Below are 15230 nucleotides of genomic sequence, written 5' to 3'. Positions count from 1 at the left end.
GATCACCGAGATCGAATTGATCGACTTCCGCTTCGCCGACCTCGGACCGGATCTCGAGGGTGCCCTGCGATGGGCGGTCATTCCCGCGGCCCCCCCCGACGCGGTGGCCTCGACGGGGATCGAGTTCCGTCCCCCCGTCTTCCACCTCCGGTTGCTGCAGGGCGGCGCACCGATCGCCCCGACGCCGGTGAGGATCGAGATCCACTCGTCCGATCCCGACTTCGGATTCCGACGCATGGCACGATTCGACGGGATCGTCGGGGACGACCCCTGGGCACTGGTGGCGCCGGACGACCAGGTGGAGATCGAACTGGAGTGCGAGCAAGACGGAGAGTGGTTTCTGCCCTGGGTCACCGACCTGACGGCGGTCCCCGGTGACACGGTGACCGCCGAACTGGGGCGGTACGATGTCACCGTCGAGGTCGTCGAGACCGACGGGTCGCCGGCTGCCGGAGCCTGGGCCCGCATGGCGTCCGTCTTCGTCTTCCGTGAGGCGAACTCCACCACGGGTCTGGACGGTCGTGTACGCTTCGTCAGCGAACCGGGAATCCGTGAGCTGCAGGTCGGGTGGTCCGGTGGCCGGGTCGTGACCGACACGACGATCACCGTCGAGGACGACGTGCTCGTGCAGATGGAGTTGCCGCGATGAGGTGGCCGGCGTCGACGGTGTTCCTGCTGATCGTGGGCGTCGCCGCCGGTGTGGTGGGATGCCGCGACCTCGTGGGGCCCGAGGCCATCGAACAGCTGGGGCCGCGGCGTCCGGTCGAAGGTCGGCTCGCCGGTCTGGAAGGCTTCGACGTCGTCACCGCCCGCATCACCTTCGACACGCGACCGTACACCGATCCCTACGAGGACGGCGAGCTGTGGTCGTTCGAGACCGACGGTGGCACGTCGTTCGACTTCGAGCTGCCCAACGGGACCGACACCTTCGCCGACGTCATGGTCACGTGGCTCGAGGACACCGAACTCGTGCGCGAATTGTTCCCGCAGGTGCCCCTGCGGGGCGCAGTGATGGAACTCGACTACGATGCGCGCCGCATCGAGGGACGGATCGACTGGCCCGAGGGCCTCGACGGTGCGCTCTTCGAGGGAACCAATGTGATCCTGCGTCGCCACTCGCGGCCGGATCGGTCCCTGATACGTCACGAAGTGGTCAACATCACCGATGTTCCCCTCCAGGCCGACGGCAGCTTCGCCGGCGTGCTGCCCAGCGACGAGTGGACGGTGCAGATCGTGAACAAGAGCACGGATCTGATCGCGGACCTGAACGTCGTGTGGGGGGACGTCGACCTCGATCCGTCGGTCGCGCTCGATCCCGATCTCGTGCTGCGACCCCTGCGCTGCTCCGTTCCGGATGCCCTGCCGGTGGGGACGCAGGCAGAGGTGTTCCTGCGTGGACCGACCCCGACGGTCAGCCCCGAGACCACGCACCGGTTCGACGCCGACGGACGGACGGTGGAGCGGTGGGTCCCGGAGCATCTGCACCGTTGGTCCATCGACGTGATCCTGCCATCGGGCGACGAGGTGATCGTTCTCGATCCGGACGCGTTCGGTAACGCCTGGACGTCGTCGATCGCAGAGGCCGACACCCTTGGCTGGGTCCTGGGAGAGGTCATCCTCCGGGTGGAGGTCGTCGACGACGGCGTGCCCGTCGAGGACGCCTCGATCGAAGTCTGGCACGAGTCCATGTCGTTCGTCCGCGACGACTCCCCGCCGTCGGGAGCCTGGTACACGCTCGACCGGGGCCCGGTGCGCATCGACGTCGAGCACGAGGGGCGTTTCCGGCGGCAGGAACTCCTCCTACAGGACGACCGCGTGGTGCGGGTCGATCTGTCGGAAGTCTCGACGGAGGACGCGCCTTGAGCCGCCCGTTGCTCGGTTCGGTTCTGTTGGCGGCCGCGATCGCGTTGGCCGCCTGCGAGACCGATCTCTACGTCCCCGTCGACGGCGACGTCACCTTCGGGCCGGTGAACCCCCTCGGTGGCCACGCGGCGTGGATCCCCGTGGTGCGGGTGATCGAGCCCGACGGCACCGAGCGCACCGACTACGAGATCGACGTCGACAACCGCATCTACTTCGAGAACGCGCCACGCGGTCGCGAGCTCGCCAAGCGGGTCACGCTGTCGTCGGGCGACGTGGCCACCGACGACGACGCGGTGCATCCGCCCTTCGTGTTGCGGCTCTCGGGCGATCGAGGTCCGGACTTCCACTTCGACCTCGACCTGACGCCCGCGCCCGGCGAGACGCTGGTCGTGGACTACCGCGAGCCGACGCTGCGGATCGCGGTCGACGCGGACGTGCCGGAGCGATGGGGTGCGCCCGCGGTGACCGTGCAGGCCCGGATCCGGTCACGGTACAGCGACGAGCTCGACTGGATCCGCGCGTTCCGGGTCGTGCTCGTCGTCGAAACGACCGGTGATGGCCCGGCGCCGCTGATCCTGCCGGCCACGGCCGATTCCCTCCTCGACGCGCGCCTGGAGTGGAGCTGGTCGAACGATGCCGGAGACGGTTCCGCCGAATGGTACCGGGGCCAGATCGTGTCGAACGCCGGAAACGTTGCTCTCGACCCGCGCCAGCGGGCCCTGCGCCTGCAGTTGGTGCGGGCCGGCGGGCCGATCGCCGACACCCGTGTGCGGTTCTTCAGCCGGTGGAGCGACGACGAGGAGCGGACCGCGTGGTTCGTCCGCGAGGGCCGGGTCGTCGGCGGAGGGCCGGCCCAGATGATCGGCCTCGCGGACAGAGGAATCGTCGATGTGGTCTGTCTGCAGGCGGGACAGTGGTTCGTGTCGCAGCGGGCCTACGCCGGGGACTTCACGCGTCCGGGCGTGGTGGTCCACGAGCTCGGCGAGTTCGACCTGGTGGTCGAAGTCGTCGACTCCGCCGGTCGCGCCGTGGGCGGGGCGGAGGTCGGCGTCGCCCCCGCCGCGTCCTTCGCCACTCCGGCCCGCAACGTCACCGGCGCCGAGGGCCGCGTCACCTACGCGGTGGGGCAGGACTTCTACGACGTGGTCGTGAGTCTGTCCGGCGAGGAGACCCCGACCCGCGCGACGGCCTACGTGGCGCGCGACGACACCCTGCGCGTGGAGTTGCAGCCGTGAGGCGCGTGGCCGTGGTCGGGCTTCTGCTGCTGGTCGCCTCCGTGGGCTGCCGCGACCTCGTCGGACCGGGGGCGGTCGAAGATCTGGAATTCATGCGTACCATCGAGGGGCGCATCACGGGCGTCGAGGGCTTCCGGTTCGGAGTCGCCCAGTTGAGCTTCCAGAACCAACGGTACGTGTCCGACGCCGACAGCGTACTCGGCTGGACGATCCTGACCGACGAACGCGGACACTTCACCACGAGCGTTCCGCGCGGGACCGGAGGCCTCGCCGACGTCGAGATCGACTGGGTCGACGTCAGCGAACTCGAAGACGTCGTCCTCGTCGGTGTGCCGCTCGCGGGACGGACCATGGAACTGGCCTACGACGCGGCGGTCTTCGAAGGCCGTGTGGAGTGGCCGGCGGCGATGGACGTCGAACTGCGGTCGAACGCCGAACTCGAGTTCTTCCGGATCGACGAGCCCGGGTTCTGGCGGATCGCCGAGGTCGAACCCGACGTGCGAGGCGCCTTCCGCGCCGTGCTACCGCGTGCGGTCTACGGCCTACGTCTGCTGGCCGAGACCGCCGATCGCTCGACGAGAGTGGCGGCGAGCTGGCCGCCCGTCGTGGCCTCGACCGCGATCACGCTCGACGTTCCCTGCGTGCAGCGGCCCTTCGATCTCGAGGCCCCGGGCGGACTTCCCGACGCCGCCGACCTCGGGCTGTCCACCCGACGGGCCACGGTGACTCCGGGCGAGGACGGGATCCTGGCCGAGGCGGTGTTCGACCTCGCGAGCCCTCCCGACAGTGTGTGGGTCGTCGCGGATCCCGACGGAATCCACGTCGGGGCCGACGCGGTCAACGTGGTTCGGCCGGGCCTCGGCCCGCTCGGGCCGGATGTCGACGCAGACGTTCCCCTCGTCCTCGATCTGGGCGAGGCGACCCTGCGGGTCGACGTGGTCCGCAGCGGTACGCTGCAGGAGCGGGTCGACGTCACCCTCTACGGTCCCGACGTCGGCACCGCGTACGAGTATCCCTTCGATCCGGAACCGGTGTACTTCACGGTGCCACTCGGCCTGTACCGCCTGACCGTGGTCGACACCGACACCGGTGACATGGTCACCCGCTTCGTCGACGTGCAGGGCACGACACAGGTCGTCGTGGATCTGGATGCGGTGTCAGGCGGTGGGTGAGTCGCCAGGGGTGGGTCGATCCGGAGACGGTTGGGGATGTTCCGGTGCGGAAGTGGGCGCACGTGCGACGGGGTTCGCGCTTCCGCAGCGAAAGTGGGTGCGCTTCCGCGGCGGAAGTCGGGCGGAGGGCTCTCGGCTCTCACGGGGGATGACGGAGGAATCCATGCGCCTTCTGTGCATCGCGTTGGTCGCCATCCTGGGCACCGCCGAGCCGTGCGCTGCCGAGGCCGATCTGCACCTCGTGGCCGATCTCGTCGTCGGCCACGACCGGCCGATCGGCATCGTCCTCGAAGCGGTCGAGGACTCGCGGGGACGGCTCTACCTCGCCGATTCCGGATTCACCACCATTCACGTGTTCTCCGCCGCCGGAACGTTCCTGCGCCAGATCTCGGGGCCGGGCGAGGGCCCCGGCATGCTGATGATCCCCTTCGTCCTCGCCATCGACGCGAACGATCGTCTGGTCGTGGCCGGTGCCGGCGGCCGCGTGGCGATCTGGGACACCGACGGCAACCACCTCGACGAGTTCCGGCGCCGGAACCCGGACGGCACGGTCAAGTCGATCGCCGTGACGCCGGCGGGCGATGTCGTCCTCGCGGCCTACGATCCGTTCGGGAACACGGTCGCCGACGTGTACCGCCCGGACGGCGAACACCTGATCTCGATCCCCGCGACCCGCGATCCCGTCCACGGAGACGACCCTCGCGTGCGGCCGTTCTTCGGGGGTGGTTCCGTCGACGTGGAGCCGGACGGATCGATCCTCTACACGCAGCAGTACCCGTACCTCGTCCAGCGCTTCTCCCCGCACGGTGACCTGCTCGACGAGAACGACGAAGGCGGGGCCGGTTGGCTGCCCGCGCCCCCGGAGCCGCAGACCGATCGGGAGACCTTCAGCGTTCGACTCCCCGGGTCGTCGATCGACATCCGCCGGGTGGGCGATCACGTCCTGAACACCGCGACCCGCAGCATCGGCGACACGACCCGCGAGACCCTGCTCACCCTGTACGACGCCGAACTCGAGCTCGTGGCGAAGACCGTGCTCGAGGGTCTGCACAGCGTGGTGGGCGTCGACCGGAAGAATCGGGTCCTGATCTTCAACCGCGACCAGGACGACGTTCCGACCGTGACCCGGTACGAGCTCCGGATCGCCGACGGTGATTCGCCCGACTGAGATGGGGACCGATTGGGGATGTTCCGCGGGGGAAGTCGGCGCTTCCGCAGCGGAAGTCGGGACGGAGCGATTGGTCACTCGTCGAGTGACCTCCGGTCTTCCCCCGACCGTCCCGCCCGGGTAGGATCGCACCATGAGCGCCTGCCCCGACTGCTCGGCTCCCCTTCCACCCGACGCCACCGCCTGCCCGCGGTGTGGCGCCGCGCTCGACCGGACCGTCGTCGTGCCGGGGGCCACCGATGCCACCCGCGTGGTCGGATCCGACGCCACGGGGGCCGGCTCCGCGGGATCGTCGCCGGCGCCCGACGATCGTTTCGCTCCGGGCACGGTGATCGCCGGCCGGTACCGCGTGGTCGCGCTGCTCGGGCGCGGTGGCATGGGCGAGGTCTACCGCGCCGACGATCTCAAGCTGGGCCAGTCGGTCGCGCTGAAGTTCCTGCCGCGCGGACTCGAGACCGACGCCGATCGGCTGCAGCGCTTCCTGGCCGAGGTCCGCACCGCGCGTCAGGTCAGCCACCCGAACGTGTGCCGTGTGCACGACGTCGACGAGTTCGAGGGCCAGCACTTCCTGAGCATGGAGTACGTCGACGGCGAGGACCTTTCGTCGTTGCTGCGGCGGATCGGACGGTTGCCCGAGGAGCGCGCGGTCGAGGTCGCGCGGCAGATCTGCGCGGGGCTCGCCGCCGCGCACGAGGCGGGCGTGCTGCACCGCGACCTCAAACCGGCGAACGTCATGCTCGACGGACGCGGGCAGGTCAAGCTCACCGACTTCGGCCTGGCCAGCCTGGCCGCCGATGCGGCCGGCACCGAGGTGCGTGCGGGCACACCGGCGTACATGGCGCCCGAACAGATCGCCGGACGCGACGTCAGCGCGCGCAGCGACGTCTACGCCCTGGGCCTCGTCCTCTACGAGCTGTTCACCGGCCGCCCTGTGTTCCAGGCCGACACCGTGGCCGAACTCAGCTCCATGCACGCCTCGGTCGCTCCCTCGCGACCGACCACGCATGTCGGCTCGCTCGATCCGACGATCGAGCGGGCGGTGTTGCGTTGTCTGGAGAAGGATCCGCGGGAGCGGCCGCCGTCGGCCCACGCCGTCGCGGCGGCGCTGCCCGGGGGCGACCCCCTCGCCGCTGCGGTAGCCGCCGGCGAGACGCCGTCCCCCGAACTCGTGGCCGAGGCCGGGGCGCGCGAATCATTGTCGCCGGCCTCCGCCTTCGGCCTGGCCGTGCTGGGGTTGTTCGTGCTGGTGGCCGGTTCGTACTGGGCGGCCACGATGAGCTGGATCGCCTACCTGCCCTTCGAGAAGCGTCCGGAGGTCCTGCAGGACCGCGCGGTCGAGATCCTCGGCGAGCTCGGTTACACCGACGAGGCCTACGCCGAACCGGTCGACACGGCGTGGGGCTGGCTCCTCTGGAACGACGTGATGCGTCAGGTCGCCGCGGACGACTCGACGGCCGGTCGCTGGGAGGCCGCGCGCGAGCGGCCGGACGTGGGCGGATTCTGGTACCGGCAATCGCCGACATTGTTGCGGCCGGCCCCAGACGGAGTTCCGGTCCCCACCCGTGGGCGCGTGGATCTGACCGACCCGCTGCCGTCGACCCCGGGCGAGGTCGCGGTGCTGTTCGATCTCGACGGCACGCTGCGGCGCTTCGAGGTCATGCCGCGGCGCTTCACCGTCGAACCGCCGTCCGAGCCCGACTGGACGCCGTTGTTCGAGGCTGCCGAGTTCGACACCGCGCGCTTCCGGCCGGTCGAACCGCGCTATTCGCGCTTCCAGGCCCCGGACCTGCGGCGCGCGTGGATCGGGTCGCCGGCCGCCACGCCGGACATCGAGTACCGCGTCGAGGCGGGTGCGTCCGAGGGCCGGCCGATCCTGTTCAACGTGGCCGAGGCGACGTCGCTCGAGGACCTCGCGGCCCCGCCCGAGCGCACGTCACGAGGCATCGGTGCCCTGCTCGTCGAGGTCCTGCCCGGCCTGATGATCCTCGTGGTGGTGATCCTCGTCGCGACGTTCGGGTCGCGGAACGTGGAGGGCCGGAGCGTCGACAGCCGCGGCGCGTGGCGGGCGACGGTGGCCATCTTCGCGATGTTCCTCGTGTCGGCGGGCCTGCGCTCGCACGAACTCTACGGATGGGGCATCGCCGCCGAACTCTGGAACCTGATCGCGGGTGCCACCTTCGTGGCGGTGATCACCTTCGCCCTGTACGTCGCCGTGGAGCCGCTCGCGCGACGCGTCTGGCCCAGCATGTGTGTGTCGATGAGCCGGCTGCTCAGCCGCGAGAAACCGACCCTGCGTGACCCCCTGCTCGGCCGCTCGGCGCTGGCCGGGCTGATCTCGGCCGGAGTGATGTTCGCACTGCTCGCCCCCGGCGTGCACTGGCTGCGGGGCTTCATGGGGGACGAGCCACCCTGGCCCATGGGAATCAATCTCGATCTCGTCCACGGCGGAAGCGTCGCGCTGTCCCAGGTGCTCAACGTGACCATGCTGATCGGCATGACCTTCGTCGAAGTTGGCGCGCTGGTGGTGATCGAGCGCGTCGTGAAGCGACGCTGGCTGGCCGTCGTCCTGGCGGTCGTGGTCTGGACCCTGATCGAGGGAACCGGATCGCCCCTGTGGTTCGGCGTCGAGTTCGTTCGCAACGCCCTGTTCATGTTCGTGCTGCTGCGCTTCGGCATCCTCGCCCTGGTGGTGGCGAACATGGCGCGCGTCCTCGCCTACCACGCGCGCGCGGTCGACTACACGCACTGGACGAGCGAGGGCGCCGTGATGGCCGTCGTCGTGATCGTCCTGCTCGCGGTGTACGGGGCGTGGGCGGCGACGGGGCGGGCCACACGGGTGGCCTGAGACCGGAGTTCCCGCCTGCGACGAGGAGGCGGCATGCGGCCTCCCCGTCGCGCGCGGGAACCGATCCCTCATTTCTGCGATGCGGCGGAACGCGCCGGAGCGGAGTCGGGGCCGGTTCCCACGGCCGCCGCCACAGAACTTCCCGCCGGCCGTGGCGGCGGTTCCTTCGCCGCGATCCGGTCCTCCTCGATCTCGGTTCCCCGGCGCGCCTCGGTGAAGCGGGCGAGCAGGCGGTAGACCACCGGCACCACCACCAGCGTCAGGAAGGTCGAGAACAGCACGCCGCCGACCACGGCGATGCCCAGGGGGCGTCGCGACTCCGCACCGGCGCCGAAGCCGATGGCGATGGGCAGGATGCCGAACACGGTCGACAGACTGGTCATGAGGATGGGCCGCAGGCGGATCGATGCGGCTTCGACCACCGCGTCTCCGACCTCGAGTCCCCGCGCGCGCAACTGGTTGGCGAACTCCACGATGAGGATGGCGTTCTTCGCCACCAGCCCCACCAGCATGACCAGGCCGATCTGCGAGAAGATGTTCAGGCTCTGGCCCAGGAAGAACAGCGAGACGATCGCACCCACCACCGCCAGCGGCACCGACAGCAGGATGGTCACCGGATGCACGAAGCTCTCGAACTGTGCCGCCAGCACCAGGAAGATGAACACCACGGCCAGTCCGAACATGAAGGTCAGACTGCCGGTGCTCTCGCGGAACTCGAGTGACTGCCCGGCGAGGTCGGTACGGACACCCCCGGGCAACACGTCGGCGGCGATGGCGTCGAGATCGTCGAGCGCCTGTCCCAGGTCGGCGCCCGGGGCGAGGTTCGCGGTGATGGTGGCCGAGCGCACGCGGTTGTAGTGGTTGAGCTCCTTCGGGGCCACGGTCTCGGTCACCTTCACCACGTTGGCCAACTGCACGAGTCCGGCCTCGCCGCGCAGGTACAGGTTGCGGATCACGTCGGGACGGGCGCGATCGCTCGGCCGCACCTGGGTGATCACGTCGTACTTCTTGTTGCCCCGCGTGAACTCGCTGGCGACGCGGCCGCCCAGGAAGGTCTCCAGGGTGGTGCCGATGTCGGTCACCGACACGCCCAGCTGCGCCGCCCGCTCGCGATCGATGCGGATCTCGAGCTGCGGTTTGTTCAGGCGCAGGTCGGTGTCCAGATTCACCAGGTAGCCAAGCTCGTTGGCGCGTTCCATGAACGCCTGGACGGCCTGGCCGAGGGTCTGGTAGTCGTCGCCCTGCAACACGTACTCCACGGGCGACGTGTTGCCGCGGCCACCCAGGCTGGGTGGATTGATCACGAAGGCGAGCACGCCGGGAATGCCCATCAGGCGTGGGAAGACCGACTGGACGATCTCCTGCTGGCTGCGATCGCGCTCGTCCCGGGGCTTCAGGCGCAGGAACAGGAAGCCGTTGGTCACCCGCCCGGGCCCGCCGAAACCCAGTCCGGTGGCCGTGAACAATGACTGCCGCTCGGGAACGTCGAGCAGGACCTGCTCGACCTGTCGCATGTACCGGTCGGTGTAGTCGAGCGTGGCACCTTCCGGAGCGATGACGATACCGAAGGCCGCGCCACGATCTTCCGTGGGGACCAGCTCGCGCGGGAGCTGCTGGTAGAACCAACCCGAGGTACCGACCACCACCACGATCGCCGCCAGCAGCACCAGGGGCCGTGCCATGACCCAGCGCAGGGTCGCGGCGTAGGAACGGTTCAGGCCGTCGAAGAAGGCCTCGAAGGAACGTTCGCGCCAGTTGCGAGCCGTGCGCTTGCGCACCTCGCCGAGCAGCAGCGAACAGAGCACCGGCGTGAGGGTCAGGGCCACGAAACTCGAGATGATCACGGCCAGGGCCAGCGAGATGCCGAACTCGCGGAACAGGCGGCCCACGGTGCCCGTGAGGAAGGCCACCGGCAGGAACACCGAGACCAGCGAGATGGTGGTGGCGATCACCGCGAAGCCGATCTCCTGCATGCCGGCGAAGGCGGCCTGCCGCCGCGTGCGTCCCATCTCGCGGTGCCGGAAGATGTTCTCGAGCACCACGATGGCGTCGTCGACCACCAGTCCGATGGCGAGCACCAGCGCCAGCATGGTGATGATGTTGATGGAGAAGTCGAGGGCGTAGACCGCGGTGAACGTGCCCACGATGGCCACCGGAATGGCCACGACGGGGATCAGCGTGGCGCGCACGCTCTTCAGGAACACGAGCACCGTCAGGATCACCAGTCCGAGCGCGATGAGGAAGGTGTTGCGCACCTCGGCGATGGATTCCTCGATGAACACCGCCGAGTCGAAGGCCTGCTCGAGCCGCATGCCCGCGGGCAGTTCCTCCTGCAGGCGCGGGATCGCTGCGCGGACCTCCTGGGCCACCGCCACGGTGCTGGCGTTCTTCTGTTTGACCACGCCCAGACCCACCGTTGGTCGGCCGTTGTACCGCGTGGCGGTACGTTCGTCCTCGGCGCCGATCTCCACGGTGGCCACGTCGCCCAGACGCACCACGTTCTCGCCCTGTCGGCGCACGATGATGCGCGCGAACTCCTCGGGCGTCTCGAGCTCGCCCATGGTGCGCACGGAGAACTCGCGTTCCTCGCCCTCGACCCGACCCCCAGGGATCTCGGCGTTGGCCCGGCCGACCGCGCGTTCGACGTCCTGGGCGGTGAGTCCGCGCGCGGCCATGCGCTGCGGATCGAGCCAGACGCGCATGGCGTAGCGGCGCTCGCCGCCGATGAAGATGCTGCCCACTCCGGGAAGGCGTTGCAGACGATCCTTGACCACGCGTTCGGCCACGTCGCTCAACTCGAGCGTGGTGTGCGTCTCGCTGTTGAGCGCGATCCACATGATCGGCTGGGCGTCGACGTCGACCTTGGCGATCACCGGATCCTCGGCCTCGCGTGGAAGGCTGCCCCGGATGCGCGAGACGCGATCGCGGACGTCGTTGGCGGCCTGGTCGACGTCGCGGCCGAGCTCGAACTCGATGGTGATGCTCGAGCCCTGCTCGCGGCTGCTGCTGGTCATGGTCTTCACGTCCTCGAGCGTCGCGAACTGCTCCTCGAGGACGTCGGTGATCTCGGTCTCGACCACGCTGGGGCTCGCGCCACGGTAGAACGTGGTCACCGACACCACCGGCGGGTCGACGTCGGGGTACTCGCGCACGCCGATCCGGCCGAACGAGATCGCCCCGAGCAGGACGATGGCCAGGCTCATCACGGCCGCGAGAACGGGACGTCCGATGGCGATCTCGCTCAGCTTCACGCTCCGGCCTCCTCGTCCCCGCCGCCGACCGGCATCACGCGCGCACCGGGGAACAGTTTCTGGTGGCCGGCGCGCACCACTGCCTGCCCGGCATCGAGGCCGGACACGACCTCCACGCGCGCCGCGCTGCGGGTTCCCAGTTCGATGGGCGTCATGGACACGGTGTCGTCGTCACCGATGGTGTAGACGAAGGCCTGCTGGCCCTGGAAGAACACCGATTCGGCCGGGATCGTCAGCGCGCCCGGGCGCTGCTCGAGGATCACCGTGACCTCGGCCGACATGCCGGGACGCAGCTTCTGCTCGGGGTTGCCGACGCGCGCCACCAGCTCGGCGCTGCGCGACGTGCGTTCGAGCACGGGCGCGATCACGTCGACGGATCCCGTGACCACGAGATCGGGGAAGGGCGAGGTGCGCACCCGCACGGGCGATCCCGGACCGAGCCGGCCGAGGTACAGCTCGGGCGCGCTGAAGGTGACCCGCAGGCTGTCGATCTGGGCGAGCTGCGTGATGGTGTCGCCGGGGCGCAGGTACGCACCGGGGCTGACCTGGCGCGCGCCGACGACGCCGTCGAAGGGTGCGGTGATGCGCGTCTTGTCGAGCCGCGCGCGGACCAGGGCCAGATCGGCCTCCGCGACGGCGAGCGCCGCGGCCGCGTCGTCCAGGTCCTGCGGGGCGCCGGCCTGTTCCGACACCACCGTGCGCACGCGCTCGTAGTTGGTGCGTCGCTGCTGCACCAGCGCCTCGGCGCGCTGGACCTCGGCCCGGATCTGGGCGTCGTCCAGCCGCGCGAGCAGATCGCCGCGCTCGACGGCCTCCCCCTCGGCGAAGGGCAGGGCGACCACGCGGGCGGCGATCTCGGTCACCACGGCGATCTCGAATTCCGCGTCGAGGTTGCCCACCACGGTGAACTCGTCGGCCATGCCGGCCGCCTCCACCGTGGCCGTCTCCACGGGCATGGGCGGGGCCTCGCCGCCACCCCCCGGGCCCCCGCCGCCGGAAGGGCCACCGGCCTGCTCGTCGCCGCCATCGCACGCGACGAGGGTGGTGATCAGCAGGATGTTCGCTGCGAACAGGCTCGCTCGTCTCAAGGGCCGGTCTCCTCTTCGGGATAGGCGCCACCGGTCAGCTGCCGCAGCACCGCTGCGGCGCGGGCGGTGCGCACCAGGGCACGGGAATAGCGTTGCTGGGCCGCGGCCAGGTCGCCGGACAGCCGCACCAGCTCGAAGGCCGAGGTCTGTCCGCTCTCGTACTGGAGCACGCCGATGCGTACCTGCTCCGAGGCCGCTTCCACGCCGAAGCGGGCCGCGGCCAGCCGCTCGCGCCCGTTGGCCAGGGCCCGACGAGTGTCACGAACGTCCGACTCCAGTTGGCGTCGCGCTGCCTCGAGCTGCTGCTCGGCGCGGACCACCTCGGCGACCAGCCGATCGGCCTCGCCCCCGTCGGCACGGCCGCCGATGGGCGCGGCGAAGGTGAAGCCCACCTCCCAGGTGGGGTAGTCGTAGCCCAACACCTGGGAGAGACCGTCGCCCACGTTGCCGGAGAACTCGGTGGTGAAGGTCTCGTCGCCGAACTGGACGTCCTGGGGCGTGCCCGAAAGACCGGTGCCCCCCAGGACACCGAAGACGTCGAGGCTGGGCAGTGCGTTCCGCGAGGCGCGGTCGGCGCGGGCCTCGACGGCGGCCACCTCGTCGGCGAGGGCCTTCAGCTGCAGGTTCTCGGCCGTGGCCGCCGCGATCAACTCGGTGGCCGGTGGGGCCGGGAAGTCGGCCGGCGGTTCGTCGACCGGGCGGTACAGGTCCTCGGGGACGGGACGCTGGCCGATGAGGTCGGCGAGGGCGTCGCTGGCCCGGCCCAGGTCCTCCTCACGGTCGAGCAGGGCCTGGCGTTGCTCGGCGAGGAAGACCCGTGCGCTGGCCGCATCGGCCGGACCCACCAGGCCCGCCCGCTGGCGCGTCCGGGCCTGCTCGAGGAGTGCCTCGGCGCGTTGGGTGATCAGGCGCTGCACCGAGAAGTCGCGTCCGGCCGCGTAGAGGGCCCAGTACGCCACTTCCACCGCGGACTCCGTGCCCAGCCGTGCATCGGCGAGCCGCGCCTCGGCCGCTTCCAGACGGCGTTCGGCGGCGGTCAGGTCACCGCGCTCGCCGGCACCGAAGCCGTCGAGCAGCGGCTGGGTCAGGCGGAGCTCGCCGAAGGTGTCGTACTGGGGCTGCAGCAGGGAGAAGGCGTTGTTGGTCTCCAGCCGCACCGCGCCCAGCGATGCCGAGAATCGGCTGCCCAGGGGTGCACGCCAGCGCAGACCGGCCTCGCCACGCGTCTCGGTGGTCTGCACCACGTCGGCACCCGAGAAGAACGACGCGGCGGGTTCCTCGCGGTCGCGGTGCGAGCCCTCGCCGTACAGCTCGGGGTCGTAGGCCCCGCGCTCGCGCCGCACGGAGCCACGGGCGGCGTCGACCGCGGCCCGGGCCAGGCGCACCCGGGTCGCCCCGGTCCGGGCCAGCGCCCGGGCTTCGTCCAGGGTCAGGGGAGCGCCGGGCAGATTGGCCAGCTCGGCACTCACGGCGGAATCGAGGACCGCCCGCGCGAGTGGGGGCACGTCCGGCACGCCGTCGGGGTCCTGGCCCCTCGAGGGTCCGGCGTGGGCGCCGGCGAGCAACACGACGGTGAAGAGCGGGATCGTCCAGCGCGAGGCCGTCGACAGCATGGTCTGGGACATGGCGTCTCTGCGGGTCTCCGGAGGGATCGGGGCGAACGAAGTGTCACCGTAGTCGCATCCTGGTGTCTACGCACGGTTCCGGGGGCGCGTTGCGGCGTCAAGGGAAGAGGGCGCGGATCGACGCTCCCCGTCGGAGCCTCGGTCTCACAACTCCACACCCCGGGTCTCCACATCTCGGATCCATTTCGGACTACGCTGGGGCCGGCGCCGATCGATGCGAGGTTTCCATGCGCGTTACCCTGTTCGTCCCCTGCCTGGTCAACCACTGGAGCCCGGCCGTGGGCATCGCCACCCTCGAGGTGCTCGAGAAACTGGGACACGAGGTGGTGGTGCCGCTCGGGCAGACCTGCTGCGGGCAGCCGATGACGAACTCCGGCTGCTACGACGAGGCCGAGGACGCCGCGTGGCACATGCTCCACCTGCTGCAGGAGACGGACTGCGACGCGATCGTCTGTCCGTCGGCGAGTTGCACGGTCGCGGCGAAGGAGAACTTCGAGCACTTCGAACCCGGATCGCGCACGCGCGAACTGACCGGGCGGATCCACGAGTTCACGGAGTTCCTGCACGACGTGGCCCCGGTGGACGGCTTCCCGCGCCGGGTCGAGCGCAGGGTCAGTCTCCAACTCTCGTGTCATGGGGTGCGGATGCTGGGCCTGGCGACGCCGAGCGAGATCCGCGGCACACGCGACGACAAACTCGCGAACCTGCTCGGCCGCGTCGACGGCCTCGAGATCCTCTACCCCGAACCGATCGACGAGTGCTGCGGCTTCGGCGGCAGCTACGTCAAGGACGAGGCCGCGGTCTCGGGCAAGATGGGCCGCGACCGCGCCCGCGCCCACGTGGCCACCGGCGCCGACACGGTCGTCGGCTTCGACCCGTCGTGTCTGCTGCACCTCGACGGTGTGATCCGGCGTGAAGAACTGCCCGTGCGCACCCGACACGTGGCCCAGATCCTCGCCGAAGCCCTCTGACCGGGAAGGGAG

At 70.2% G+C, this 15230-nt stretch carries 10 protein-coding genes; 7 read left to right on the top strand and 3 right to left on the bottom strand.

All coding sequences use genetic code 11. The features are described from left to right. The 6 genes from VKA86_12430 to VKA86_12405 all read left to right on the top strand — a co-directional run. The coding region (locus VKA86_12430; protein ID HKK72020.1) for a hypothetical protein at positions 1-649 on the top strand (649 nt) is incomplete at its 5' end. Further along, a complete protein-coding gene (locus VKA86_12425; protein HKK72019.1) occupies positions 646-1863 on the top strand; it encodes a hypothetical protein in 1218 nt (405 codons plus the stop codon). The genes VKA86_12430 and VKA86_12425, both read left to right, overlap by 4 nt. Then, positions 1860-3098 carry a hypothetical protein gene (locus VKA86_12420; GenBank protein HKK72018.1) on the top strand — a complete coding sequence of 413 codons (1239 nt, stop codon included), beginning with the start codon at positions 1860-1862 and terminating at the stop codon, positions 3096-3098. Before VKA86_12425 ends, VKA86_12420 begins: the two co-directional genes overlap by 4 nt. Next, a complete protein-coding gene (locus tag VKA86_12415; GenBank protein ID HKK72017.1) occupies positions 3095-4270 on the top strand; it encodes a hypothetical protein in 1176 nt (391 codons plus the stop codon). The genes VKA86_12420 and VKA86_12415 overlap by 4 nt, the downstream gene beginning before the upstream one ends. Positions 4271-4433: 163 nt before the next feature. Continuing rightward, entirely contained in the window at positions 4434-5438 is a 1005-nt protein-coding gene (locus VKA86_12410; protein HKK72016.1) for a 6-bladed beta-propeller, read from the top strand. 133 nt (positions 5439-5571) lie between these two features. Beyond that, positions 5572-8283 (top strand): serine/threonine-protein kinase, encoded by a 2712-nt coding sequence (locus tag VKA86_12405; protein ID HKK72015.1) that lies wholly within the window; start codon positions 5572-5574, stop codon positions 8281-8283. Between the two features lie 68 nt (positions 8284-8351). On the opposite strand, the gene VKA86_12400 is transcribed toward VKA86_12405, so the two are convergent. From VKA86_12400 to VKA86_12390, 3 genes are read right to left on the bottom strand one after another with little or no spacing between them, the layout of a single operon-like run. Next, on the bottom strand, positions 8352-11534 hold the full coding sequence (locus VKA86_12400; GenBank protein ID HKK72014.1) for an efflux RND transporter permease subunit: 3183 nt from the start codon (positions 11532-11534) through the stop codon (positions 8352-8354). Further along, a complete protein-coding gene (locus VKA86_12395) occupies positions 11531-12622 on the bottom strand; it encodes an efflux RND transporter periplasmic adaptor subunit (GenBank protein HKK72013.1) in 1092 nt (363 codons plus the stop codon). Before VKA86_12395 ends, VKA86_12400 begins: the two co-directional genes overlap by 4 nt. Then, complete coding sequence (locus VKA86_12390; GenBank protein ID HKK72012.1) at positions 12619-14247, bottom strand: TolC family protein; 1629 nt, start codon at positions 14245-14247, stop codon at positions 12619-12621. The genes VKA86_12395 and VKA86_12390 overlap by 4 nt, the downstream gene beginning before the upstream one ends. 227 nt (positions 14248-14474) lie before the next feature. Here VKA86_12390 and VKA86_12385 point away from each other — a divergent pair, with 227 nt between their 5' ends. Further along, a complete protein-coding gene (locus VKA86_12385) occupies positions 14475-15218 on the top strand; it encodes a (Fe-S)-binding protein (GenBank protein HKK72011.1) in 744 nt (247 codons plus the stop codon). The last annotated feature ends 12 nt before the right edge of the window (positions 15219-15230 follow it).

The sequence above is a fragment of the Candidatus Krumholzibacteriia bacterium genome (assembly GCA_035268685.1).
GTDB lineage: Bacteria > Krumholzibacteriota > Krumholzibacteriia > JAJRXK01 > JAJRXK01 > JAJRXK01.
Note: the sequence above shows the minus strand (reverse complement) of the source record. Positions and strands in the feature narration are given on the sequence as shown.